Origin of the sequence: Shimia sp. MMG029 (genome assembly GCF_027947445.1) — a bacterium.
GTDB lineage: Bacteria > Pseudomonadota > Alphaproteobacteria > Rhodobacterales > Rhodobacteraceae > Shimia.
On record NZ_JAQJIM010000010.1, the window covers coordinates 90,514 to 115,275 of the forward strand.

Below are 24,762 nucleotides of genomic sequence, written 5' to 3' on the forward strand. Positions count from 1 at the left end.
ATTGGATTGCGCGTTTGCGGCGACAAAGCTGTCGTTTCTACGCTCGCCGAAGCGTTCGAGAATAAGAATGCTGTCTTTATGAAGAGTGAGCGCGAACGCTTGCCTCACTCAATAGCTAACACAGTGGTAGGTTCTATGAATTCGCATTACAGCTCATTTCGTAAGATCGACCCGAGCCAAGGACAACGCCTCGGGGATGGGACACTCAACGTCGGAGATCGGGTGGAAATTGGCCCAACGGCGCTCGCATTTGAAGAGTGGCGACACGCAGGGTTGGAGTTGCCCGATCTGAAAACAATGAGAGAGGCGCGTCATCGCAGGCTCACTGATGCGATTGTTGCGCGTGGTTATGCCGGTCTCTTGATGTTTGATCCTTTGAACATTCGCTATGCGACCGATACCACGAACATGCAACTTTGGAACGCGCATAACCCATTCCGGGCGGTTTTGCTTTGTGCGGATGGGCATATGGTGCTGTGGGACTATAAGAACGCGCCATTTCTTGCAGAGTACAATCCTCTGGTGCGAGAGTGCCGTTCTGGGGCGGATATGTTCTATTTTGCGCGAGGCGATCGGATTGGGCCTGGTGCAGACGCTTTCGCAGCAGAAATTGCGGATCTTTTGGCGCGTCATGCACCGGGTGAAAAGCGTCTGGCCATCGATAAAATTCAACCCGCTGGTTTGGATGCACTCCGACGACAGGGGCTTTCTTATCAGGATGGTGAGGAAGTCACGGAGCGCACACGTGCAATAAAGACTGAGCATGAATTGCGTGCCATGCGATGCGCGATTCATGCTTGTGAGCAGTCCATGAAAGTGATGGAAGATTTTGCACGCACCGAAATTCCAAAGGGTGGTGTTACGGAAGACGATGTGTGGGCCGTGTTGCATGCCGAGAACATCAAACGTGGCGGTGAGTGGATTGAGACAAGGTTGCTCGCTTCTGGTCCTCGGACAAATCCCTGGTTTCAGGAGTGTGGTCCACGGGAGATTGCAGAAAACGAAATTCTTGCCTTTGATACCGATCTGATTGGACCCTATGGAATTTGTGCGGATCTCAGTCGGACCTGGTGGATTGGGGACGACAAAGCACCCGCGCATATGCGGGAAAGCTATGGCGAGGCGATGGAGCACATCCGCTACAACACAGAGCTGTTACGACCAGGCGTGAACATGGAGGAGCTATCGCGATCCATTCACCCGCTTCAAGCCAAGTATCAACCGCTGAAGTATTCTTGTGCACTTCATGGTGTTGGCTTGTGTGATGAATGGCCTTTGGTGGCCTATCCCGATCACATGATTGAGGGCGCTTTTGATCACCAGTTGGAGCCGGGATTGACGCTATGCGTGGAGGCTCTTGTTGGCGAAGTGGGCGGCGATCACATGGTCAAGTTGGAAGATCAAGGCGTTGTCACCAATGATGGCTTTGACACCATGTCGCGCTATCCGCTGGACGAGCGTTTCCTTTGATCCAGTCAGCATGCCGGTAAGGCTGCACGTAAAAGTGTGATGTTGGCGGCATGGGTTGCCCTCTGCCGCCAATAGAAAACGTGTTTGTTTGCTGCCACTATCTGGAAAATGTTTTATCGAAAAAAACAGGGGCAGGCGCATCTTGCGCGCCCGGTAACGATCGCGTTCAGAGTTAATCAGACCCTGGGGATGCCTGTTTCTGGTGCGCGCGTCTAAAGCGGTGATAGCGGCGGAGACAATAGCGCCATGTATCCCGGAAGGGGCGGAGATAGATATCTGCCAAGTTCGTAGCGCTTGCTTCTTCTTGTGGCAGCCCGAAAGTGAGATCTTCGTCTTTATCAGACAGGTGAAGAGACCCAAAAAGCCAGTCCCAGAGTGCGAGTGCTGCGCCAAAATTCTTGTCAAAGTGCTTTTCGGCTGTGGAATGGTGGAGCTGGTGTTGTGCGGGCGAAATCAAAATACGTTCGAGCCAGGGCCAATAGCTTATGTTGATATGGGAATGCCGTAGGTTTGAGCCGGTGACGTGGAACAGGAAAACCAGCACGTTCACCCCGACAACAGTATAAAGGTCCACGGTTTTGCCAAAAGCAAAAATGAAGATTGGCAGGACTAGACCTTGTGCAAATGCACTGCGCAGCGCGTATAGAACCCCTTCGAGCGGGTGTACGCGATAAACGGTGATCGGTGTCAGAGTCTCTGCAGAGTGATGTACCTTGTGGATAGCCCAAAGCGGGGGCCATTTGTGCATCCAGCGATGCAGGAAATATTTCGTCAGGTCATCTGCCAGAAAAAGGGTGAGGGAGAACCCTGCAACCACCAGGGGTTTGCTTGCATCTTCAAAAAAGCCCGGGCTTATGAAGCTTTGCTTGTGCAAGGTAAAATAGATCGAAGTTGCGATCGCAACCTGTGTGATCAGGAGCGGTGATACAAACAGAGTAAATACGCGATTGATCAGGAATATTTGGTAGTCCGCCATCGACGATTTCGAGAAGAAAACCCGCCGATCAAACACACGCGAGAATGCATTCTGAAGAGACTGTCGTTTTACAAAGACGAGCCATAGGAACGCGATCAGAACCGACAACCCAAGATAACCGACAAAGATCCGTTTCTTCGGGTCGGCGAAATCAGAAACAAAGGGCGTGAGGGACTGTATCAGATCCATGAAGAAAGGGTGGGCGGCACCCTATGGATGCCGCCGCGCGTGTCTTAGTCTGTTTCTGCGCTGTCTGCAGAGTTCAGCTTGCCAGCCAGCGTTTCCAGATCCGCCAATGCGTCATTGGCGCGGGACTTCAGGCCGAAGGTGTCAGCCAGAAGCTTCTGGGTTTCCAGCATTTGCAGTTGGTAATCTGCCCAGGTTTTACGACGCTCACGCAGGAAGTTTCCGTCTGCATCAATGCCTGTCACATAGGTGTTGTCCAGTGTCACAGGGCCGTAGCCGATCAGGTTGTTGAGCTCGGTCGCGGTTGCGCCCAGGTTGTTTTTGCCGGTCTGCAGCGCCATGGCGAAGCCTTTCAGCTCACCCCAGTGCTTCACATAGTTGCGATATGCTTTGGCCAGCTCTTCGCCTTCCAGCTCGCCCATTTTGGCGATGTCTTTGTAGACAGAACCCGCATATTTGAAGGTCGCCTCAGCAAGCACTTTTTCCCAGTTGCTTTCGATGACTTCCGCATAGCCTTTCAGCTGAGCGCGTTGTTCATCTGTCAGGGCTTCGCCGTTGGCGTCTGCGATGAGCTGACGGCCATCGATGAAGGCGCGCATGATGGTGTGCATGTAGTCGGTGGACTTGGTGCCGCCTTTGTCTGCGCCCGCAGCGTAGTAGGCAGGGCCAAACACGTGCTCTGACTTAAGGTCTACCATGCCGTCGCCGTTGGCATCGGCCGCAGCCAGATCCTTTTGCTTGGCGATGCTGTATGCCTGTTCCGGGCTCAGGCTGAGGGTGTGCGCAGGGCCGCCCCAATATCCAAATGCCTCATCCCAGGAATGCTCTTTCCCGGTGTAGTAGGCGCCTTCTTTGTAAGGCTTGTCGTTTGGTTTGTTGTCGGCGTCCAGCTTTTCGTCCAGATAGTTGTCGACAGCTTGGTTATACATCATGGCGCCCATGGTGTACTTGGAGATCACCTGACCCCAGTCATAGCCATTCTCTGCGTCAAACCCGCTATCGGACTGTGCCGCGTGTTTGATCATGTGCAACACGGCTTCTTTCCCGCTGACATTGCCCGGCCACGCAGGCATCGCGCCGTCATAGAATTTTCCAGAGATGTTCTTGCCAGATGAAATCGCGTTTACCGTTGACTGCTTCACAGGGTAGCCGTCTTTGGAAGCAGGCGCCACAATTGCAAGATCATCGTCAGAGCCATTGAAGTATGCGAGCAGCATGGCTTCAATTTCTGCTGCGTTTGCACCACCATTGCCTTTGGCTGCGGCTTTCTTCAGGCTGTCGTGCAGAGCATGACGAGCGATTTGGCCGGAGTAGGAAACAGAATTGGTTTTGTCCCCTTCATAGCCTTTCACGGTGACAGGGAACGGGCCGTAGGTGTCTGCTGTTGCGGCAGATGCTGCAAGAAAGACTGCAAGAGCGGTGGAAAGTTTCAGGGTGGATTTGATCATGCGCGTTTCCTCCAAAAAAAGCCGATGATTTTCATCAGATAAATCCCGATTGATCTAATCAAGTACTGAGGATTGTATGTCAAGGACTTGCCAGCTTGGTGAGTGGCTCATTTTTCGAAGAATGACTGGCCGTAAGTAAAACGGAATCCGCGATTTGTATTCGGAGAACGGATTGGTCGGAAGTTGGCGCAATATCCAAGTTGAACTTCACCTGGTCCAAAATCAGGATATTCGTTGCGATACGAAGACCTTGGTTGACTTGTTCGGGTCTGAAACGACCATAGCTCAGCGCTTTGTTTCTAGAGTGTTTCACAGTAATAAATTTACTTTAAAAGAGACCATTTATCCTTTTAAAACAATTTATTGAAGGCCTAAATTAACTTTAATTGTGTTGGTTTCCCCCTTTTGGTTTCTTGGTGGCGGCTGTTTTCTTGATGCAAAAAAGACGCAGAATGCGCTCAGTTCAAAACATGCAATTGCATGTGAAGAACACGACACCTATAGACTGCGTGATCTTAGCCAGACTTTCGGACTCGATCTGAAACAGCCAGAGCAAACTCAAAATGGAGATTGTGAAGCTGATGATGATTTCACAAAAAAATGTTCGCGGATTTCTATTGGGTACATGTGCAGCACTGGCGTTTCCCGCAGGAAGTGCATTTGCCCAAGATCTAGAGGGTGATTATTTTACTCTAGATACTATCACAGTGGAGTCGCAAGACGATCAGCAGGGTGCCGCTGACCGCGGTGCGTCTGTTTATGTTGCTGATGCTGAGATGGAGCGCGCGCGGCTTGGCGACATGAAGGATGTCTTTGCGGGCGTCGCGAACGTTTCCGTTGGCGGGGCGATCCCAGTTGCACAGAAGATTTTTGTGAATGGCATCGACATGCTCAACCTTGTCGTTTCCATGGATGGTGTACTGCAGAACAATCGCGTTTTCCACCACGCGAGCGCCAATGTATTTGACCCTGGGTTGCTAAAGTTTGTACGCGTTGATCCTGGTGTGGCAGCTGCAGATACCGGACCCAATGCGGTTGCGGGTGCGGTAGTTATGGAGACCAAAGATGCCACTGATGTTGTCTCTGAGGGGCAGACTTTTGGTGGCGATGTGCGCCTTGGATATGCAGACAACGGCGAGACCTTTAATCGATCTCTCACGGTTGGTGCGGTGCGCAACGGTTGGGAGTTTTTGCTCTATGGCAGGTCTGCGACTGGGGAAAACTATGAGGATGGCTCAGGGCGCGAGGTCACGGGGACCAAAGCCGACATGCAGACCGGCCTTCTTAAGGCAGCCTATGAAAGTGAAGCGGGCCACCGCATAGAGGCCAGCGCGCAAGTTTTGCGAGATGACGCGCTGCGCAATGATCGTGCCAACTTCGGGTCAACTGGGCGGCTTGTGCGTTATGACACAGAACGCAAGAACTACTCCTTCTCATATTCTCAAACCAACGCCACCGGCTTGTGGGATCCCGAAGTGACCCTCGGTTATTCTGAAAGCTTTATCAGTGCGCCGATCTTCCTTGTGAGCGAAACTGAGACCGAGACTTTCTCGGGGAAAATTCAGAACACTTTCCACCTGTCAGAGACAAACACCATTGTGGCCGGTCTGGATTTCTATGATCGCACAGGGGATTACAGATCTCCGATCTTGGCAAACTTTGGACGTACGTCGCTGACAGAGTCCGCGCGAAACATCGGTCTTTTTGCGCAGGCACGTCTGGAGCCCACTGACCGTTGGACCATCTCAACAGGTGCTCGGGCCGATTTCCAAAGCTTCGATGGGGAGAACAACTTTAGCGAAGATTACAGTGGGCTGAGCGGGAACTTCTCTGCAATTTACAAAGTAAACGATCAGCTGTCATTGCGGGGTGGATACTCCAATGTGTTTGGCGGTTTGCAAATCGAAGACGGTTATTTGTATTCTCAGGCTCCAACCATTCCATCGCCGCCGCTTCCAAGGCCGCAAGCGGGTTGGGACTATGCAGGTCTGGATACGGCACGCGCACAAAACATCAACATTGGCGCCGATTGGGCATCTGGAAACTTTGGCCTGGGGGGGGAGATCTTCTATACCGAAGTTAAAAACGCGCGCGATGCGGGAGACAACTTTGATTTCTCGAGTCAGGGTCTGAACCTTTACTCCACATATAAATGGGACTTGGGCGGCTTGCGGTTCAGCTATGCTTTCTCTGAAGCAGAGCGTGATGGTGAACTTGTCCCGACAGCGGGACTCGTGGATTTCGCCACTCCAATGGGGTCCGTGCTTGCGCTGGAAATTCAGCACCGTTTGCCAGCTGTGAACTTGCTTGTTGGGGGAAGCCTTGACGTCGCGCTTGATTATGATCCGGACTATGCAAACGCCTCGCAAACAAAGAAGCTTGACGGCTACGAGGTGGTCAACCTCTTTGCCGAGTATTCCCCCCCGGCGCTGCCAAACTTCACGTTCCGTGGTGAAATCCTGAACCTGTTTGACGAAGATTACGCAGATCGCGCAACCTATGGCGGCGATACCTCCGTAGCAGGTTTTAATACACTGAAAGAACCTGGGCGTACTTTCGTGATACAGGCCATCGCCAAGTTTTAAGTGATAAAACCTTTGAAACCTATTAGGTCCCGTCTAGGCGGGGCCTTTCTTATTTGTTTGGCAGAAGGCGCAACAAAAAACGGGCGAGATCATAGGCTTCGTCTGTATTGAGCAATGGCCCCATTTCTGCCTTCAGGGTTTCCAGATAGATAGGCCAGACTTCTTCTTGTCGTTGGGCGCCCAGTTCTGTCAGAAACAACAATTGTTTGCGCCGGCCATCTGCGATGAATTCACGATAGATAAGACCTGCCTGCTCCATGCGCCCAACTTGGCGGGAAATTGTGTACTGGGGTATCATGAGTTTGTGTTCAATTTCCCCCATGAGTTTGCCTTTGTCGCCTGTTTGAGCGATTTCAAACAGAATCTCATACCACATGGGGTCGCCGAGGCCTTCCTTTTTCAGTGCTTGAGCAAACTGCGCGTAGAACTTTCGCTGACTTTTTAGAATGTAAAGCCAAACTCTGCTGTAAGCGATGTCAGGGTCTTCGTTGCCAAAAAACTCCTGATTGCTGAGTTCGGACGGATGTTTATCAGAAGAGAGGGTCATTTGGCTCATGTTGCTAAGGGCTGATCAAATAAACGCACTAAAAAAGAGCTTCACCGGAATGTACACCCTTTGTGATTGGATTGTGTTAGCACCGGTAGGTTCCGGTTGCGAGAAACACCGTTTCCCTACTGCGTGGCGCAATTGGCGGACACAAAACGCGATGTGTTACAACGCAGCAAACCGGCACTAGCGGATGTTGAACCGCATCTTGAAAATAAATCCATGATTGGTTTGTGGGAGCTTTTTGGGCGCTTTTGCAAAACGTTTCGCACGTTTGACGGCCTGCAATGCGGCCGTGTCAAACGCTGCGATGCCTGATGATTTTGCCACTGACACGGCGACCAGCCGCCCATCCGCAGCAACGGACATGCGGATTTGGACGACAGCAGATCCTTTTTCACCTCGAGGGGCGCGTTTGTTGCGCTCAATGCGCGCTTGAATTTTGCTTCCCCAGATAGCTTTCAGCTTTGCGGATTGGCCTTTCCCCAGTGCGTTGACCTTGCCTGATGTGCCTGCTTCTGATCCGCCACCGCTGCCTGCGGCCTTCTGCGCCGTGGAGCCTGCCGAGGCTTTCTGAGCCTTATCTGCGCGTTGGGCATCTTTCTTAGGCTTGGCGGTTTTTTTCTGAACCTTCTTCTTAGGTGCGGGCGTAGGATCCGGTGGCGGCGGCGAGGTTGGAGCAACCAGAGCTGCCTCTATGACGGGCGTCTTCGGCCTCGGTTGTGATTGCGGCGCTGGTCTTGCGTCTTGCTTGCTGGCCGGTTTGTCAGGTTGACTGTCTGGCGTTGTCGGTTGCATTTGCAAAGCTGGCAATGTCATCGCTGGCGGTGGCGTTATCGGGCTTTGAAGTGCGCTTACGTCTGGCGCTTTCGGGGGAGCAGATGGGGCGAGCGCAGCGATTGTGAGCGCCGCACGTGGCGCATGGTCCATTTCGAGCACCGCCACAGGAGCTGCTTCCGGGGTATCAAAACTGGGTTGTTCGAGGTCTAGCACGTCTTGTACCGCTGGGGGACGTGTCCATTCTTCGAGAACGGTTTCGATCTGCGCGGAAGCGCCGGCCAGCGTGATATAGGCTTCGCCACCGGCCCCACCCGTGGCGCCACCTGAGTCTGGCCCCTTCATGGCAAGCATGATGTGCATACCCGCAGCCAAGGCGACAAAAATGCAAAACTCGAAAAGTCGTTTCATTTTACTTCAACCACGACTTCTATATTGCGAAACCCCGACGTCGCGAGTCGTGCCATGACACGTGCCAGAACGTCTCCATCGAGTGCTGCGTCGATGCGTACCTGTAAAGTCGGATGTGTTTTGCTGATCAGAGCAAGGCTTTCGAAAACGGCTTCGCCTTTGGTGTCCCGAAACTGTAGCTGGTCGTCTTTCCCAACGTAAAGCGCGGTATCATCTTGCGGAGGTGCGCCCTGTGCCACGACGGGTGGGGTGACTTCGAAGGGATCAGGTTGGGAGAGCTTTGCCGTCATCAGAAAGAAGATTAGGAGCAAGAACACGACATTGATCATGGGGACAATAGACTCGGCGCGTTGGCGGCGCGGCTCTGGTGCAAAATCCATCATCTTTGATCACTCCACTAGTACAATTGCCTTGAAGCCTGCCGTACGCAGCAACTCAGATGTCGCGATGACACGTTGAACTGTGGCTCCGTCAGAGCTGCGTAGGATGATTGCATCGCTTTTTTCGTCCATGAGCTCTGCTAAACCTGAGCCGAGATCGACTTCGGAAATTGCGATGCCATTCAATCTCAGCCCGTCGGGCAAGACGTCCACCAACCTCGGTTTTCCGGTGAAGTCTCCGCCCCCTGATGCCAGAGGCATGGGCAGCACTTGATCGATGCCAAAGCGAGAGGCCAGCATGAAGAAAACCAGGAGCAAAAACACCACATCAATCATGGGCGTTAAGCTTGGCTTTCGTCGCCGTGTTCTGGAGTCTGCGAATACCATCGTGGTTGTCCCAGATCATTCCGCCGCGAGTTGTTGCGCAGTCTCTATGCGATCGCGCTGATAGACAAAAATTCTTGCAGCGGCATCCTCCACATCGCGACGCATGCGATCCAAAACAGCTTCAAACCAGGTGAGAGCTGCGGAGGCAGGGATGGCCACGGCCATGCCGGCAGCAGTGGTGAGAAGCGCTTCCCAAATGCCGCCTGCGAGTTGTGAAGGGTCTGCTTGGCTGCCGCTTTCTTGCAGAGCCTGGAACGCTGCAATCATGCCCAATACTGTGCCAAGCAACCCGAGAAGTGGTGCAATTGTTGCGATCAGTTCAAGCGCGCGCAGGCCAGATGAAGCTTCTCCGAGGTTGCGTTTTGCGACGCGAACGGTTTCTTCCCGTGCGGCGTCTTCTGGTAGAGAAAGCCGCGCTTCAATGGCCGCCGCGACCACACGTGAGCGCAACCCGCGTCGCGCACGCACAAACGTTAGTGCGCTCTGGGCATCACCTTGTTCAAATGCATCAAGCGCGCGCCGGGCCTTGCCTTTTGACCAGGCGCCGATCAAGGCCAAGCGCCAGATTTTCCAAAGTATCAAAGCGACAGTCGCGACAGAGAGTCCTGCAATCGCCCAGATGGAGGGGCCACCATCAGCGAGAAACTTGAATGCGCGTTGTGTCGCGTTCGTAATCGGATCCGACTCTACGGTTTCTGCCAATATTGGCGGTGTTTCCTCAGGCGTGGCGCTTGAAATGTCTGCGTTCTCAAGCTGATCAGGCAGGGCGGATTCGGACAAAGGGGTTTCTGCTGCGCCATTCTCGTTTGTGGTGATCGCCTGTTGTTGTACGTCTGCCAGCGCTTCAGGTCGCTCAGCGGTACTCACGGAGCTCTCAGGTATCTGCACCTCAATTGCGGGTGGAGAAAGCGGTTCTGGGGCGCTTTGGGCTTGCAGTGGTTGTCCGAAACAGCTCATGCAAATGGTCGTAACGGCCATACTGAACAAAGTGACTGGAAGTTTGTGTGAAGTCATTGCATTGCTTTCGGAGGCGAGGTTGTTCAATCCGTAGGCACTGGCTGTTTTACCGGCTCGCCAGCTATTGGTTAACGTATCAAGGCAGTCCCTCTTAAGAATGCTTATTTTTTTTGTCAAGAAATATTGATTGATGGGAAGCCACTGATTGAGCGCCCTTGAAGGCGCCACGGATACCGGTTTGAGGCATCAGAAATATCTGAAAAATTGTATAAATGAGCCCACGATATTGGACGGCATAAACTGTTTCGTATCAGCGAATTTGGGCAGTAGCATTTAATAATGCTAATTCTTTTTATCGGATTTGCAATTTGATTGTTGAGGTCGTGTATCAGGCTCTTGCTTGAAGCCGTGCGACAGATCTGTCCAGCTTAACCACGACAATCAAAAGCTGAGCGAAGCGGCCCAGCGTTGGCGTCAGATACGACTACGTGAAAAACCCGCACCGAAGGAGGTCTCCGGCGCGGGTTTATTTTTTGTTTCAGAGCCTTATCAGGCGAAGTAGACGCCGGATTCCGCCATAGGCAGCTCTGCGATCAGCTGACTGTCATCGGTCAGAGCCGCAATCGCATTGGCCAGTGCTGGTGCGGAGGGCGGGGTGCCCGGCTCACCAATGCCGGTGGGCGCTTCGGCCGAGGCGATAATGTGGGTTTCAATCGCCTTGATGTCGGAGATCCGCAGGGGCTCGTAATCCGGGAAGTTAGATTGCTCCACCGCGCCGCCATCCAGAGTGATCTGGTCGCGCATGGCGTGGCCGATGCCGTAGCCGATGCCGCCTTCGATCTGCGCGCGCACGGTGTCCGGGTTGACGGCGATGCCGCAATCCACGGCGGCGGTGACTTTCTCAATCACGATGCCGTCGTCGTTGTTGCCGGAAATTTCCACCACTTCTGCCACGTAGGACCCGAAGGATTTGTGCACGGCGATGCCTTGGGTGCGACCCGCGGGTGCGTTGCCCCAGCCCGCTTTTTCTGCAGCCAGTTTCAGCACAGCGGCTTTGCGGTCTGCCTCGCCACCGCCGGTCAGATAGGACAGGCGGAAGTCGACCGGATCCTGCCCGGCAGCTTTCGCGGCCAGATCCATCATCACTTCCATCACATAAGCCGTGTGGGTGTGGCCCACGGAGCGCCACCAAAGAACGCTTGTTGCCTTCTTAGTGTCGGTAAGGCCAAGAGATTGGCCTGGGATGGCGTAGGGGCTGTCGGCAATGCCCTCGACTGTGGAGTGGTCGATTCCGTCATGTACGGCCATCGCCTCAAAGGCGGTGCCTTTCATGATCGACTGTCCTGCAACCTGATGATCCCAGCCGACGATGGTGCCGCTTTCATCCAAACCTACGCGCACTTTGTGACCGACAGCCGGACGATAGTAGCCGCTGCGGATGTCATCTTCGCGGTCCCAGACCAGTTTCACAGGGCGGGAGCGATCTGTCATGATGAAGGCAAGGCCAGCTTCGACCTGGTAGTCAGCATCTGGCGTTGCGCGACGACCAAAGGAGCCACCAGCAAGCATGCTGTTGATCTCGATTTTGTCGGCGGGAAGTTCAAATATCTGCTGATAGGCCATATGCGGACCGGTTGGCATCTGTGCGCCATCGTGCAGCACGATTTTGCCCTCGGCAGTTTGCTCAATGGTGCAGTTCAGCGGCTCCATTGGAGCATGGGCCAGGAGCGGGAAGTAAAACGTTTTTTCCAGCACTGTTGCGGCACCATCGACCGTCGCCTTCACAGCCGCACGATCTGCCTTGTTGACGTTGTAGGTAGGCTCTGTCGCCAGAGCGGCCATGATCTCATCTCTGATCTCGCTGGAAGAGCGGGTCTCCGCCGCAGACATGTCCCATTCAACCTCAAGCGCTTCACGCGCCTGCATCGCCGCCCATGTGTTTTCGGCATAGACCGCAACACCGGCTTTGGTTGGCATGGCTTGCGCCATGATGAAGCCTTTGACGTCTTTGGCTGCGCTGTCATCAAAGCTTGCCACAACGCCGCTTTTTTGCGGGGTGCGTTTGATCATCACAACCATCTGGTTGTCCAGATGCACGTCCATGGCGAATTGGGCCTGACCGTTGACCTTGATAGGGCTGTCCAGACGGCGGGTCGCGTCATTGCCGATGAGCTTCCACTCGGAGGCGTCGCGCAGGCGTGGCTCTGCGGGCACGTCCATTTCGGCAGCAGCGGCTACAAAATCGCCCATGGAGGCGGAGTTGCCACCACCGGTCACCATGCCATCCACGATGTCCAGAGAGGCGGCATCCACCCCCCATTCTTTGGCGGCGGCGGAGATCAGCATCTCGCGCGCAGCCGCACCGGCGGTGCGGTACTGCATCCAGGAGTTGGCCATGGCGGTTGAGCCACCTGTGCCCTGGAAGGGCCCAAAGAACAGGTTGTTATAGACCTGTGGATCAGAGGGTGCGAACTCATAGGTGATCTGATCCATGGTCACGCCAAGCTCTTCGGCGATCAGTGTGGTCAGACCGGTGGCCGGGCCTTGACCAAATTCGACGTGTTTGATGAGCGCGATTGCGCGGCCATCAGCGCCGACTTTCACAAACGGGTTGAGCGCTGCGTCCGCAAAGCTGGAAGCGGCCATAGCGCCTTTGGCATTAGCGCCAATGTAAAGCGCTGCACCGGCGGCCGCGGCAGATTTCAGAAAGCCGCGACGAGAAAGATTAACTGTCATTATCTTATGCCTCCAGAATTTCGGCTGCACGCTGCACACCAGCGCGGATGCGCTGGTAGGTGGCACAGCGGCAGGCGTTGCCATACATGTAGTCGTCGATCTCATCAGCCGTGGGCTTAGAGTTTTCGCGCAGAAGGCCCACGGCGTTCATGATCTGGCCCGACTGGCAGTAGCCGCATTGCACAACGTCAAGCTCCAGCCATGCCTGCTGCACGGCCGCGCCGACTTTGTCTTCTTCCATCTTCTCGATAGTGGTGATTTCGGCGTCTTCTACATCTTCGATGTAGGTCTGACAGGAGCGCACAGGCTCGCCGTTCATGTGCACGGTGCAGGCGCCGCAGGAGGCCACGCCGCAGCCAAACTTGGTGCCGGTCAGTTTCAGCTCATCGCGGATCACCCACAGCAGCGGAGTGCCCGGTTCGGCCTCGACCTCATGGGTCTTGCCGTTCAATTTCAGTGAGATTGCCATAGCTATCAGGTCTCCCTCTGGCTCAGTTATCAGTCTGTAGTTTTTTCAAACTCTGCAAATTGTTCTGCATAGTCGGGGTGCCACCGCGACAGGGCGGGGCGGTTTTCAAGGATGTCCCCCAAGGCCCAGATCACGCTGCGCATGTCGCGTGCTTGGGATACGTCGTTGTCCGGGCAGAGGATGTAAAAATCCCCAGCCGTCATGCGCGTTATCAGATGATCTACGGTTTGCTGGGATGTCCAAGCGCCGGCCGGCTTTTCAGGGACATGGCGCGAAATCATGCCGGTGTAGGTGAAACCGGGCACAAAAAGATGGGCGGAAATCGGAGCACTGACTTCGCGCAGCTCATGTGCGAGACTTTCGGTGGCGACTTTCACGCCCGCCTTGGACACGTTGTAAGCAGGGTTGCCCGGTGGTGTGGTGATCCCCTGTTTGGAGCCTGTGTTGATCACAACGGCGGGGCGGTTTGCAGCCACCATGCGGGGCAGAAAGGCATGCATGCCGTTGATCACCCCAAAGAGGTTAACCTCCAGCGTTTTGCGCCAGGCCTCGGCGTGATCCCAGCTGCTGCTTGGCAGGCCGATGCCCGCGTTGTTCATCAAGACCGCCACGTCGCCGAGCGCAAAGGCCGCGTCTGCAAGGGCTTGCACGGCGGCTGCATCGCTCACGTCTGTGGCCACGGTGGTGACCTCGGCCCCTTCGACGAGCAGATCGCCGATGGCCTCCGCCGCCTCAGAGAGCGCGTCGCCGGGCAGGTCCGCCAATAACACGCTCAGGCCATCCTGCGCAAAGCGCTCCGCAGCTGCAAAGCCGACGCCGCTTGCACCGCCGGTGACAACGGCCCAGCCGCCTGCCTGAAGTGCGTCTTGATACATGGTGTCTCTCGTTCCTGCGTCAGAGCTGCGATGAAAGGCGCTGATGTCGCATAGGTTTTGTGAGCGGGAAAAGTGATGTTCGCATTCACAAGATAGCACAGGGTAAGGCAAAGAGGTTGCCTGTTCCTCCAAATGATCTGCCTAATCCTCCAAGGCGGCGGCTTTTGTGTATTTTTCTGCGGCGTGACGGCCCTATATTTGTGGGGCAAAGGAGGCCCCGATGATCACAAAAGATTTTGTGCAGGACGTTTTTGACCATGTGGCGGAACAGAGCGCATTGGGCGTTGGCTGTGTCACCGGGGTGGACGGGTTGTTTGCCTTTGCGGATCCGAATGTGAGTGACTGCACGCCAGGATTTTATGAGCCGATCATGTGTCTTGTGTTGCAAGGCACAAAGGAAGCGCAAATTGGCGGGCGGATAATCCGCTACACCGCGGGGGACACGCTGGTGGTCAGTCATGCGGTGCATGTGGAGTCTGCGGTGATACAGGCCAGTGTTGAGGCACCCTATGTTGCGCTGGCACTGAAGCTGGATTTGGCGTTGGCGCGCAGTCTTTATGATGAAATTGGAGGGATCGGGGAGCCGACCAAAGAGCTGCATTCGATGAATGTGGACAAGGGCGATGCGGCGCTGGTGGATGCGGTGGTCCGGCTTTATCAGCTGTCACGCGATCCGATCGAGGCGCGGGCATTGGCGCCACTGGTGCTGAAAGAAATTCACTTTCGCCTGCTGCGGGCCCGGCATGGGGCGATGCTGCGTCAGCTTTTGCGCCATGAAAGCGCGGCGAGCCGGATTTCCAAGGCCATTGCTAACATTCGTGCGAACTTCAAAACCCAGATCCCGGTGGCGGATCTGGCGGCGGAATCCGGAATGAGCGCGTCAGCGTTTCATGAACACTTTAAAGCGGTGACCTCCACTACACCATTGCAGTACCAAAAAGAACTGCGCCTGATGGAGGCGCGGCGTCTGCTAACGCTCGGCAGTCTGACGGTTGCCGCGACAGCTTATGATGTGGGCTATGAGAGCCCGACACAGTTCAGTCGTGAGTTTTCCCGAAAGTTTGGAGTGTCTCCAAGTGACTTGCGCGGAACAGCGTTGACTGGTGCCTAAAAAGAGATTCCATTGGTGGCAAACTACTCAAAGCTGTCTTGCCCAATATGACGCTCATCAAGCGCAAGAAACTCCCCCCTTTTGAGGAGGGAGGGTCCTTTGTGAGGTCTTCGATCCTACTGGTTAGGATGCATTCCGGCCGCGTTTTTTGCGCAGTTGCGCGATTTTTTTGCGCTCCCACTCCTCACCATGGCTTTCAACATGTTCCTGAGCAATTTGGAGCGCGCCCAACCCTTTGCGATTGCGGAAAAAGAAATCCACACCGAGCTCGGCGAGCTCTTCCATATGTCGGATTAGAATAACGGGTTTCAGATCGTTGTCCTCTGCAATCAAATGCGCGACGGTTTCGCCAAGACCCGTTCGCCAGTTGATGTCGCATCCTTTTTGCACGAGCAATGTGATCAGCGCCATCCGACGCGTGTTTCCCATTGCCGCAACATGTAGAGCGTTGTGGTTGTCTGCATTCCGGGCGTCCAACGCCGCGCCGAGGTCACACAACTCCGCCAAGGCTTCTTTCTTTTCTGCTTTGGCTGCGAGGTGCAGCGGTGTGTTGTCTTTTGGGTCTACGACATTCACCCGCGCCCCGAGTTTAACCAACGCGCGAATGTTTGATGCGTGGCCAGACGCGGCTGCATAGTGGAGCGGCGTAAGCCCATTGCTGTCAATCTCATTGACTTCCGCTCCCATGCCAACAAGTGCTTTGATGGCTTGAGTGCCTTCAGAACGACTTGACGCGGCTGCAAGGTGTAACGGTGTCACGCCTTGCCGGTCTTTCGCAACGGGGCTTAGCCCCATATCGTAGAGTGCGTTGATCCCAGGCATGTTTTTTGCTTCGGCGGCGGAGTGCATTGCCGTACGCCCTCGATCGTCCTCAGCTTCGATTTCTGCGCCAAGCAAGCTGAGAATATCGAGTTTCTTTTTGGCAATCGGAGACCGAGCAGCATAGTGGAATGCGCCCTCGCCGATTTCTGAAGTTGCGTTTACATCGACGCCTTCTTCGATAACCTTCTCAAAGATCTCAAGATCGGAACACCGCGCAGAAGAGTGGATCAATCCCTCACCAAACCTGTTCAAAGTTCTGGTGTTCGCGCCGAGCTGAGAAAGCGTTGCAAATGATTTGCGTCCCAGTGCCTCCATCGTGGAGTTGATCGGCGTTTCCCCTTGTTTGTTCTCTATTTCAAGGTTCGCACCAAATTCATGGAGCATCTTTATTGCTTCGATATGGCCAAATTTTGCAGCAAAATGGAGCGGTGTCTCTTCAAATTCATTGACACAGTTCACATTCCCACCGTTTTCCAGCAGGGTTTTCAAGATCTCCATTCTGCCCCAGCGGGCCGCGTCATGCAAAAGGCTGGTGCCATAGCTGCGGTGCTTGGAAAGATCCGCGCCAAGTTTGTCTAAGGCACGGAATGCCGCAGGGTTTTCCGCATTGATGGTCAGAAAGATTGGCGTTTCCTGCCGTCCGTTTCTGGCTTCAAGATCTGCTCCGAGGCTCTGTAGCTTGCGCATGGCAACCAATTGGCTCGCACCAGAGGCAGTGTGCAGAGCTGTATTGCCCTTGTTGTCGCGATCTTCCAGGCCGACGCCAAGGTGAATGAGGCGATCAAACAGGCGCACATCGCCAAGTGCTGCGACTTTGTGCAAGATGGTGCCGCCGTCAAAGCGGCGCGCGTCGATTTTTGCCCCGAGTTTGATGAGGGCATCAAACATTTGCCCACCATCTCGTGAAGAGACATAAAACAGAGGTGTTTCACCGCGATTGTCAGTGCATTCAAGATCGGCACCTGCCGCAATCATCGCTTCCACAGCATGTAGCTGACCAGCAACCACAGCCATATGCATTGGTGTCACGCCGTTTTCACCTGCACTTGCGAGATCCAGCCCAAATGCCGAAAGTTTCCTTATGGCTTCGATGTTGCCTGCGCTTGCAGCGACATGCATAGGCGTAAGTTTTTTGGGGCTCGGCAGAATAAAGTTGAAACCAAATCCGACCAGGCGTTCCAATTTCGGGGCAGCATCGTCAGAACGCACGAGACCCTCTAGGGCCTGAAAGAAGATCATATGGCTGCGATCTTCGAACGCGAGTGCTGCGCGGATCACGTATGCCATGGTGTCGACGCTACCAAAGCGCGCAGCCCAGGTGACTGCGGAGGCCTCTGGTGCAAGTGCGAGATCCAATCGAGCGCCACTGTCAAGTAAGAACGCGAAAACATCAGGGTGCTTTAGGGTTGCCGCAAAGAGTAGGGGGCTTGTGCCATAGGCGCCTTGAAAATTGACGCCACTGCCGACGCGGGCATTCTCGCGTACAGTCGCGAAGTCGTCGGTCGCAACCGAAATCATGAGTTCCGATATATCTCCATCCGACAGAAGCGCCGCAACCGGCCCGCTTTGGTCGTGTGCAGGGATCGTTTTGATAAGGGCAAAGATGTCTTCGGCTGTCTCAGCCTGTACGCGTTGATCCAATTTTTGGCTCCCATCGGTTGATGGTTCATTGGAGTAGATGCAAGAAGTTGACGGACTCTGAAAATCTGACGTGGGATCATTAAAATGCGCACCGTTTCTGCGTGCGATACACGTGTATTTTTAGATCGCTTGGATTGTGAGCCGCTGACCTACAGAAGATCCGCAATGGCTGTTGCGATGCGCGCGTTCTGTTTATTTGAGAGCGGCCGTTGTCGCTTTAATATTAGCTCTGTTTGTTCGTCGGCTCGAGCTGTTCAAAGATCGCGTCACATATCCGGTTCATTTCTAACGCAAAGAAGTTTTTGGCCGCTGCTTCGTTGGGATGATAGGGATCTTTTACCATACCGTTTTTATTGAGGCGGAAGTAATGTTTGTTTCCTTGATTGGCGGCGACTGTCTCCGGTGTTGCACCAGGGACAAAAGTGCATTGAAGGCCTGTTTTCTTAAACGCAGCCATCAGATTTTGCTGCGCTCGTAAGCGCAGATCGACGATTTCCTTTTTGTAGGCGGGCGCCGTCGTCATGAAGATACACGGCATGTTGCGAGGCAACTGGGATTTTAGACGTTTGACATCTTTGATGGCCGCTTCGGGAGAGTTTGCCCAGCGCTTGGCTGAATTGCCGAGAAATGACATGAGGATCAGTTTGGGATCATAGTATCCATCGCGCAGCATTTCTTCCAAAGGCGAACTGCCAGGCGCGCAAAACTGGTATTCTTTACCTTTGCCGATTTGGACGTATTTGTTGCCAGTCTGGTTCACAAATCCATAGGTGCCAGCGTTGACATTCCATTTAGGATCCACTTTGCAGATCGTGTCCTTGGCTCGTCCGGATCTGGCTGTCCAGGAATCTATGGAGCTCGATCGCACCCCGATCACGCCGACGCGCATTTCACCCAGGTGTTTGAGGTTTTGTTTTTGTCGTGCGTTTGGATGGCAATGGCTTTTGATATCGCTGAAAAATTCCAGAAAAGCCGGGCCGGATCCAAAGGAAATTTGACTGTCGCCGATAATCAAAATTTCTGGCGATGTGAACTCTTGGGCTTGTGCAGATGTTGCGACAACCGCCGAAACACATAGGCTCACGGCCAGTTTTCTAAGCACCTTCATTTGTTTATCCATCCCCATTTTGCGCTATCGTAAGGACTTAAAAATGGCACTGCATATTTGTGCGGAATTGATTTCTAGAAATCGGCGGATCGCGGCAGGCTTTGGGTGATGTGGGTCTGTTACGCGACCTGAGTCATTGCGACGGAAATAGACAGCTTGGCCTTCGATTGCGGCGCGTGTTTTCTGATTGAAACCTTCGACGACCGCACATTGGTTGCCCGCTTTCTTAATAGCGCGCGCGATTTCTGTTTGGGCGCGCATGCGGGTGTCGTTGGTCTTCTTTAGGTAAACTGGAACACTTGAAATAAACACACACGGCACATCCCTAGGCACTTGTGCGAGAGTGGCACGTGCGTCTTTGGCTGCGAGTTCGGGCGAATGAGCCCAGCGGTCAGCTGAATTCCCTAAGAAGGTAAGCACCAGCAAGCTTGGTTTGTAGTAGCCCTGTTCAAACATCGCTTCAAAGGCTGTCTGGTTTGGCTTGCAGAACTGATAGGCATCGCCCTTGCCAATTTGAACGAAAACTCGCTTGGGATTGTCATCGATGCCGTAAGCGCCTGCATTCACACCAAACTTTTTGTCGACATCGCAGATGGCGCCCTTGGCAGCACCACGAGGTGTGGTCCAGGATTGCAAAGATGTTGAACGCACACCAATTGCCGCTGTTTTTGTTTCTCCCAGCTTGCGCAGTGCTTTTTGTCGCTGTGGAGTGATGTTGCATCGTTCTGTCAATTGTTCAAAGAAGCTGAGGTATTCTTTGCCTGCGCCAAACGAAATTTGGCTATCGCCCAGAATAAGGATGTCAGGTTGGGACAACGAAGGCTTGGCGTACATTAAACAAGCGCTCACCAAGCAGAGCCTGAATAAGTTTCTTCCATATGAAGTCACGCAGCCGTCCCCTTAGGTTTCATTACACTTGCCCGAAGCTTCACCGTTTTAGCCACTTGTAAGCCGTCTGAAAATCAACATCTCAGTGATCGTTTCGGTCAGCGCATTTTTACAACTGTCGCCGTCATTACCGACGGATGGCTCCAGCTTGGCATCTGCCAATCTCTCAGTGTACTTGGTCGAGACATACTGGCTGCCGCGATCAGAGTGATGAGTCAGCCTTCCGGCAGGCCTTCGCTGATGGATGGTATTGCTCCAATGCGTCCAAGACAAAACTAGGGTGTGCCCCATCGGGAGGTTCGGTTTGATTATTAATGCATCGTCGATCTGTGGTCCGTTGGAAAGATGCTTTCGGGCGCGGGTGGATGATAATCCAACGAGTTGAGCGGCTTGACCGTGACATAGTAAACCCGCCATTTTCAATCAGGATCTGGGCCTCCTTCAGGGGGCTACCCTAGGTAAATCGCTACAATGCTGCGCTCGGGCGCGCACGTGTCTTTGCAAACCAATCCTGTGTCGCTTTGTTTTTCTGGGGCGGTGGCATCTTCACGATGCGCGCGAAATCGCAAAAAACAAAGGCAGTGATATCTGCCATTGTGAAGTCGCCCGAAGCAAGCCAAGGGTTTTCTTGCAAACGCGTTTCAAGCGTTTCGTAGAACACGCCCAGTCGTTTGGCGCCACGTTCTGCCAATGCGGGAATTTGTGTGTAGTTCACTGGCCCAGGTAGCGCGCGTTCCTTCAGAGCGGGAGAGGAATTGCGCAAGACTTCAGCGATGGCCCATCCAGCGTGAAATTCACATATCGCGTTCCACATTGCCACAGATCCTTTTTCTTCGGGGGTTTGCCCCATCAGCGGCGGTTCGGGAAAGGCTGCTTCAAGATAGGTCGCAATTGCGATGTTTTCTGAGATCTGTTGGCCGCTTTCAGTGACAAGTACCGGAACAGTCCCCCAAGGGTTTATAGACAGAAACTCCGGGCTGCGATGCGCATCATTGCGCAGATCCACTTCGCGGGTCTCTACGCTCAGTCCTTTTTCAGCAATGAACATTCTTGCCCGACGCGGGCTTGGCGCAGTGCTGCAGTCATAGAAAATCATCGGCATCCTCCTGTGTGAGGCCCAGTGAAATCCGCATCCAGTGCTCTGTCAACGACAGCACGGTTTAGCGACGCTCGGTCAGAAAGGGATATCGTTGGGCGCGCTGACAAACCGGGCGACCACCTTCTTTTGCCCCGCTTTTTCAAAATCTACGGTCAATTTGTCCCCCTCTATGTCGGTGACATCGCCATAGCCGAATTTCTGGTGGAAGACGCGGTCCCCAACCATAAAACTCGACACTGCCTGCATATCGATGGCGGAGGTCTTGCTCTCTTTAGGCTGACTTGTGCCGTATTGGCCTGCGCGCGATTGCATCCGCTTCCATCCAGGAGAATTATAGGCATCTGCACGCATAGCGGACTGTTCCAGTCCAGATGTGCCGAAGCCGCCAGAGTCACGGGTGTTGCCGCTGTGTCCATAAAGACCGGGGGGTGTCAAAACCTCCACATTTTCGTCAGAAAGTTCATCAATGAAACGAGATGGCATCTGGTTTTGCCACTGGCCAAACACCCGACGGTTACCTGCAAAAGAAATGGTGCATATTTCTTCTGCACGCGTGATGCCTACGTAGGCAAGGCGGCGTTCTTCCTCCAGACCTTTGAGGCCGTTTTCATCCATCGATCGCTGTGACGGAAACAATCCATCTTCCCAGCCGGGAAGGAAAACTGCAGGAAATTCGAGCCCCTTGGCCGCATGCAAAGTCATGATGGAAATTTTCTGTTCTGCGTCTTCACTCTCATTGTCCATGATCAGGCTGACGTGCTCCAGAAAACCCTGAAGATTGTCAAAACTCTCAAGTGCCTTCACGAGCTCTTTGAGATTTTCGAGCCGCCCGGGCGCCTCGGGCGTTTTGTCGTTCTGCCACATCGCGGTGTAGCCGGCCTCGTCCAAAATGACCTGGGCCAGCTCAACATGACTGAGTTCCGCGTGACCATCCTGCAGGCGCATCGCGGTTTGCGTCAGGCCGTCGTCAATTACAGAGTCATCGTCAAGCGGCACTTCAACCTGTGGCACAGTTCCTTGACGGCGCCATCGCTCCAAACCTTCCAGCAGCGCGCCGAGTTCCTTCGCGCCTTTGCCGCCGATACCCTTTTCCTCCAGAAGAATGCGGGCGCCTTCGACAAGGCTCACGCCGTTGGATCGTGCACAGGTCTGTATCTTTTGCTGCGCGACATTGCCAAGGCCACGCTTCGGCGTGTTCACAATGCGTTCAAAGGCCAGATCATCCTCTGGGCTGACGACGAGCCGGAAATAAGCCATCGCGTCACGAATTTCGAGGCGCTCGTAAAAGCGTGGGCCACCGATCACGCGATACGGCAGACCGATGGTGAGAAAACGATCTTCAAATGCACGCATTTGGTGAGAAGCGCGCACGAGAATGGCCATGTCTTCTAACGACTTTGGATCCTTTCCGCGTGTACCGCGCTGCATGGCTTCGACTTCTTCACCGACCCAACGCGCTTCTTCATCGCCGTCCCAATGACCGATCAGGCGAACTTTTTCTCCCATATCCGCTTCGGTCCAAAGCTCTTTGCCAAGCCGGTTCTCGTTGCCCCGAATTACATTAGACGCGGCTGCCAAAATATTGCCGGTCGAGCGATAATTCTGCTCCAGCCGCACGACATGCGCGCCGGGAAAATCCTTTTCAAACCGAAGGATGTTGCCCACCTCAGCACCGCGCCAACCATAGATCGACTGGTCGTCGTCGCCGACACAACAGATGTTTTTGTGACCGCTCGCAAGCAGCCGAAGCCAGAGATACTGCGCGACGTTGGTGTCCTGATATTCGTCTACAAGAATATAACGGAACCAACGCTGGTAATTGGCGAGCACATCTGCATTGTCCTGAAAAATCGTGACCATGTGCAAAAGCAGATCACCAAAATCCACAGCGTTCAGTTCTTTGAGGCGCGTCTGGTACTGGGCATAAAGTTCCCCCCCTCGGTGATTGTAGGCGCCAGCATCTGCTGCTGGCAGCCTTTCAGGGGTTAGAGCTCTGTTTTTCCAGCCATCAATCAATGATGAAAGTTGCCGCGCAGGCCAGCGTTTGTCATCGATGTTTGCCGCTGCCACCAATTGCTTGAGCAAGCGCAGTTGGTCGTCGGTATCCAATATTGTGAAATTGGATTTGAGGCCCACCAGTTCGGCGTGACGGCGTAGCAGTTTAACGCAGATAGCGTGAAAGGTGCCGAGCCAAGGCACACCTTCGATTTGGTGTCCAAGCATATTGCCCACGCGGTTTTTCATTTCGCGTGCCGCTTTGTTGGTAAAAGTGACGGCCAGAATTTCGTTTGGACGCGCCCTGTTGGTGTTTAGCAGATGCACTATACGAGCAGTCAGAGCCTTGGTTTTTCCCGTGCCTGCGCCCGCCAACATCAAGACCGGGCCATCGAGTTGTTCGACAGCCTCCCGCTGTGCCGGGTTAAGTTCATCTAGATACGGGCTCGGGCGCGCCATCATTGCGCGTGCTGAAAGCGACGCGCCTTCGAAGGCGTCAAATTCGTCAAAACTGCTCATGAGGGCAACTTATCGCAAAGCGAAAGGATGCAAAAGGGTTGTTCTTCTTATGTTCCGGCCGGAATTGACTGTTTCTCATACAGGTTGCGCTGGACATTTTCTTGGAGACGTTGGACACAAATATGATGGACTTGCACAGCAAATATCCCGCTTTGGCTGATCTGAAAAAACGCGCCAAGAAACGCCTACCCAAATTTGTTTGGGAGTACTTGGACAGCGCAACCGGTGAGGAGCGCACCAAACATCGAAATCGGTCTCAACTCGATGCCATCCAGCTAATGCCCTCCATATTGCATGGAGACATTTCACCCTCTCTGAAAACGACACTTTTGGGGCACGACTATGCGCTTCCATTTGGTGTGGCACCTGTCGGCATGTCTGGTCTTATGTGGCCGAATGCCGAGCAACTGCTTGCACAAGCTGCAACCAAAGCAAACATACCCTATTGCTTGTCGACGGTGGCAACGCAAACACCTGAAGACGTTGTGCCACATCTCAGTGGAAACGGTTGGTTTCAACTCTACCCTCCTCGAGATGAGGAGATCCGCAAAGATATTCTTAAGAGGGTAGGTGATGCAGGATACACAACACTGGTGCTCACTGTAGATGTACCTGTCGCCAGCCGTCGCGAACGACAGGTGCGCTCCGGCCTCACAACGCCACCAAAGCTGACGCCTCGCTTGCTTGCACAAGTTGCCATGCGACCTGCCTGGGCGATGGGTATGGCGCAGCGTGGGATGCCACGCATGAAGTTGATTGATGAATATGCTGGAAATATCACAGGTCTGAGTTCGACTGCGCATGCAGGCTATTTGCTGCGCACCTCACCTGATTGGGACTATGTACATTGGTTAAGGGCGCACTGGCCTCACAAACTTGTGGTGAAAGGCGTGATGCGCAGTGAGGATGCAGCGCCTCTGGAGGCGGCTGGAGTGGATGCTATCTGGATCTCCAATCATGCGGGGCGTCAATTCGATGCTGCACCTGCAACAATTGATGTGTTGCCGCAGATTCGCGCCGCTTGCACGCTGCCCCTGATTGTCGACAGTGGGATTGAAACCGGTCTTGATATTTTGCGTGCCATCGCGCTGGGAGCCGATTTTGCCTTTATGGGCAGTGGCTTTCACCATGCTTTGGGTGCGCTTGGTAAACGAGGGCCAACTCATCTTGTAGAGATTCTCTCCAAAGATCTCGAAGCAAATATGGGTCAACTCGGTGCGGTTCGATTGGCCGATGTGGCGGAGAATCTTCTCTAAACGACCCATTTATGTCGCAGGTGCAGAAAAATCTGCCGGTTTTCGGGGCGTTTTCGTGAACACATCCTTTCACAAATCTTACATGTTTACGCAGTCCTTGGTATTGCGCGGCCCCTGCT

19 protein-coding genes and 1 pseudogene are annotated in these 24,762 nt (G+C 53.9%); 4 read left to right on the top strand and 16 right to left on the bottom strand.

What is annotated here, in order from left to right; genetic code table 11:
• Nucleotides 1-135 precede the first annotated feature (135 nt).
• The gene (gene dddP, locus PJL69_RS18545) at nucleotides 136-1,470 is read left to right on the top strand and encodes a dimethylsulfonioproprionate lyase DddP (RefSeq protein WP_271311010.1); all 1,335 of its coding nucleotides are present in this window, start codon (nucleotides 136-138) and stop codon (nucleotides 1,468-1,470) included.
• A 172-nt stretch (nucleotides 1,471-1,642) separates the two neighbouring features.
• Here dddP and PJL69_RS18550 read toward each other — a convergent pair whose 3' ends face one another.
• Nucleotides 1,643-2,635 (bottom strand): sterol desaturase family protein, encoded by a 993-nt coding sequence (locus tag PJL69_RS18550; RefSeq protein WP_271311011.1) that lies wholly within the window; start codon nucleotides 2,633-2,635, stop codon nucleotides 1,643-1,645.
• A 44-nt stretch (nucleotides 2,636-2,679) separates the two neighbouring features.
• Entirely contained in the window at nucleotides 2,680-4,080 is a 1,401-nt protein-coding gene (locus tag PJL69_RS18555) for a DUF4856 domain-containing protein (RefSeq protein WP_209099581.1), read from the bottom strand.
• 707 nt (nucleotides 4,081-4,787) lie between these two features.
• Between PJL69_RS18555 and PJL69_RS18560 the strand changes: the two genes are divergently transcribed.
• Nucleotides 4,788-6,665 (top strand): TonB-dependent receptor plug domain-containing protein, encoded by a 1,878-nt coding sequence (locus tag PJL69_RS18560; RefSeq protein ID WP_271311012.1) that lies wholly within the window; start codon nucleotides 4,788-4,790, stop codon nucleotides 6,663-6,665.
• Between the two features lie 49 nt (nucleotides 6,666-6,714).
• On the opposite strand, the gene PJL69_RS18565 is transcribed toward PJL69_RS18560, so the two are convergent.
• The 8 genes from PJL69_RS18565 to PJL69_RS18600 form a co-directional block, all read right to left on the bottom strand.
• Nucleotides 6,715-7,221, bottom strand: a complete 507-nt coding sequence (locus tag PJL69_RS18565) for a MarR family winged helix-turn-helix transcriptional regulator (protein ID WP_271311013.1) — start codon at nucleotides 7,219-7,221, stop codon at nucleotides 6,715-6,717.
• Nucleotides 7,222-7,398: 177 nt separating this feature from the next.
• Nucleotides 7,399-8,400 (bottom strand): energy transducer TonB, encoded by a 1,002-nt coding sequence (locus PJL69_RS18570; protein ID WP_271311014.1) that lies wholly within the window; start codon nucleotides 8,398-8,400, stop codon nucleotides 7,399-7,401.
• Nucleotides 8,397-8,783, bottom strand: coding sequence for an ExbD/TolR family protein (locus PJL69_RS18575; protein WP_271311015.1), 387 nt, complete (start codon nucleotides 8,781-8,783; stop codon nucleotides 8,397-8,399). The genes PJL69_RS18570 and PJL69_RS18575 overlap by 4 nt, the downstream gene beginning before the upstream one ends.
• Nucleotides 8,784-8,789: 6 nt before the next feature.
• Complete coding sequence (locus PJL69_RS18580) at nucleotides 8,790-9,167, bottom strand: ExbD/TolR family protein (RefSeq protein ID WP_271311016.1); 378 nt, start codon at nucleotides 9,165-9,167, stop codon at nucleotides 8,790-8,792.
• Nucleotides 9,168-9,182: 15 nt separating this feature from the next.
• Nucleotides 9,183-10,034: a MotA/TolQ/ExbB proton channel family protein gene (locus PJL69_RS18585; RefSeq protein WP_271311017.1), complete on the bottom strand. Its 852-nt coding sequence runs from the start codon at nucleotides 10,032-10,034 to the stop codon at nucleotides 9,183-9,185.
• 639 nt (nucleotides 10,035-10,673) lie between these two features.
• Entirely contained in the window at nucleotides 10,674-12,860 is a 2,187-nt protein-coding gene (locus PJL69_RS18590) for a xanthine dehydrogenase family protein molybdopterin-binding subunit (protein WP_271311018.1), read from the bottom strand.
• Between the two features lie 4 nt (nucleotides 12,861-12,864).
• Nucleotides 12,865-13,329: a (2Fe-2S)-binding protein gene (locus PJL69_RS18595; protein WP_271311019.1), complete on the bottom strand. Its 465-nt coding sequence runs from the start codon at nucleotides 13,327-13,329 to the stop codon at nucleotides 12,865-12,867.
• 29 nt (nucleotides 13,330-13,358) lie between these two features.
• Nucleotides 13,359-14,204 (bottom strand): SDR family NAD(P)-dependent oxidoreductase, encoded by an 846-nt coding sequence (locus PJL69_RS18600; protein WP_271311020.1) that lies wholly within the window; start codon nucleotides 14,202-14,204, stop codon nucleotides 13,359-13,361.
• A gap of 220 nt (nucleotides 14,205-14,424) precedes the next feature.
• Here PJL69_RS18600 and PJL69_RS18605 point away from each other — a divergent pair, with 220 nt between their 5' ends.
• A complete protein-coding gene (locus tag PJL69_RS18605; protein ID WP_271311021.1) occupies nucleotides 14,425-15,315 on the top strand; it encodes an AraC family transcriptional regulator in 891 nt (296 codons plus the stop codon).
• A 123-nt stretch (nucleotides 15,316-15,438) separates the two neighbouring features.
• Here PJL69_RS18605 and PJL69_RS18610 read toward each other — a convergent pair whose 3' ends face one another.
• The 6 genes and pseudogenes from PJL69_RS18610 to PJL69_RS18635 all read right to left on the bottom strand — a co-directional run bounded on the left by PJL69_RS18610 (nucleotide 15,439) and on the right by PJL69_RS18635 (nucleotide 23,387).
• Nucleotides 15,439-17,778, bottom strand: a complete 2,340-nt coding sequence (locus PJL69_RS18610; RefSeq protein ID WP_271311022.1) for an ankyrin repeat domain-containing protein — start codon at nucleotides 17,776-17,778, stop codon at nucleotides 15,439-15,441.
• Between the two features lie 223 nt (nucleotides 17,779-18,001).
• Nucleotides 18,002-18,904: an SGNH/GDSL hydrolase family protein gene (locus PJL69_RS18615; RefSeq protein ID WP_271311023.1), complete on the bottom strand. Its 903-nt coding sequence runs from the start codon at nucleotides 18,902-18,904 to the stop codon at nucleotides 18,002-18,004.
• 6 nt (nucleotides 18,905-18,910) lie between these two features.
• A complete protein-coding gene (locus tag PJL69_RS18620; protein ID WP_271311024.1) occupies nucleotides 18,911-19,720 on the bottom strand; it encodes an SGNH/GDSL hydrolase family protein in 810 nt (269 codons plus the stop codon).
• A 117-nt stretch (nucleotides 19,721-19,837) separates the two neighbouring features.
• Nucleotides 19,838-20,048, bottom strand: a pseudogene (locus PJL69_RS18625) (DDE-type integrase/transposase/recombinase); the annotation flags it as partial.
• Between the two features lie 192 nt (nucleotides 20,049-20,240).
• Nucleotides 20,241-20,870: a glutathione S-transferase family protein gene (locus PJL69_RS18630; protein WP_271311025.1), complete on the bottom strand. Its 630-nt coding sequence runs from the start codon at nucleotides 20,868-20,870 to the stop codon at nucleotides 20,241-20,243.
• 78 nt (nucleotides 20,871-20,948) lie between these two features.
• Nucleotides 20,949-23,387 carry an ATP-dependent helicase gene (locus tag PJL69_RS18635; protein WP_271311026.1) on the bottom strand — a complete coding sequence of 813 codons (2,439 nt, stop codon included), beginning with the start codon at nucleotides 23,385-23,387 and terminating at the stop codon, nucleotides 20,949-20,951.
• A 125-nt stretch (nucleotides 23,388-23,512) separates the two neighbouring features.
• Here PJL69_RS18635 and PJL69_RS18640 point away from each other — a divergent pair, with 125 nt between their 5' ends.
• Nucleotides 23,513-24,643: an alpha-hydroxy acid oxidase gene (locus tag PJL69_RS18640; protein WP_271311032.1), complete on the top strand. Its 1,131-nt coding sequence runs from the start codon at nucleotides 23,513-23,515 to the stop codon at nucleotides 24,641-24,643.
• Nucleotides 24,644-24,762 lie beyond the last annotated feature (119 nt).

Coding starts and splice junctions, on each gene's coding strand:
- dddP (WP_271311010.1), top strand. CDS start 136: ATGAATTCGCATTACAGCTCATTTCGTAAGATCGACCCGAGCCAAGGA.
- PJL69_RS18550 (WP_271311011.1), bottom strand. CDS start 2,635: ATGGATCTGATACAGTCCCTCACGCCCTTTGTTTCTGATTTCGCCGAC.
- PJL69_RS18555 (WP_209099581.1), bottom strand. CDS start 4,080: ATGATCAAATCCACCCTGAAACTTTCCACCGCTCTTGCAGTCTTTCTT.
- PJL69_RS18565 (WP_271311013.1), bottom strand. CDS start 7,221: ATGAGCCAAATGACCCTCTCTTCTGATAAACATCCGTCCGAACTCAGC.
- PJL69_RS18570 (WP_271311014.1), bottom strand. CDS start 8,400: ATGAAACGACTTTTCGAGTTTTGCATTTTTGTCGCCTTGGCTGCGGGT.
- PJL69_RS18575 (WP_271311015.1), bottom strand. CDS start 8,783: ATGATGGATTTTGCACCAGAGCCGCGCCGCCAACGCGCCGAGTCTATT.
- PJL69_RS18580 (WP_271311016.1), bottom strand. CDS start 9,167: ATGGTATTCGCAGACTCCAGAACACGGCGACGAAAGCCAAGCTTAACG.
- PJL69_RS18590 (WP_271311018.1), bottom strand. CDS start 12,860: ATGACAGTTAATCTTTCTCGTCGCGGCTTTCTGAAATCTGCCGCGGCC.
- PJL69_RS18595 (WP_271311019.1), bottom strand. CDS start 13,329: ATGGCAATCTCACTGAAATTGAACGGCAAGACCCATGAGGTCGAGGCC.
- PJL69_RS18600 (WP_271311020.1), bottom strand. CDS start 14,204: ATGTATCAAGACGCACTTCAGGCAGGCGGCTGGGCCGTTGTCACCGGC.
- PJL69_RS18605 (WP_271311021.1), top strand. CDS start 14,425: ATGATCACAAAAGATTTTGTGCAGGACGTTTTTGACCATGTGGCGGAA.
- PJL69_RS18615 (WP_271311023.1), bottom strand. CDS start 18,904: ATGGGGATGGATAAACAAATGAAGGTGCTTAGAAAACTGGCCGTGAGC.
- PJL69_RS18620 (WP_271311024.1), bottom strand. CDS start 19,720: ATGTACGCCAAGCCTTCGTTGTCCCAACCTGACATCCTTATTCTGGGC.
- PJL69_RS18630 (WP_271311025.1), bottom strand. CDS start 20,870: ATGATTTTCTATGACTGCAGCACTGCGCCAAGCCCGCGTCGGGCAAGA.
- PJL69_RS18635 (WP_271311026.1), bottom strand. CDS start 23,387: ATGAGCAGTTTTGACGAATTTGACGCCTTCGAAGGCGCGTCGCTTTCA.
- PJL69_RS18640 (WP_271311032.1), top strand. CDS start 23,513: ATGGACTTGCACAGCAAATATCCCGCTTTGGCTGATCTGAAAAAACGC.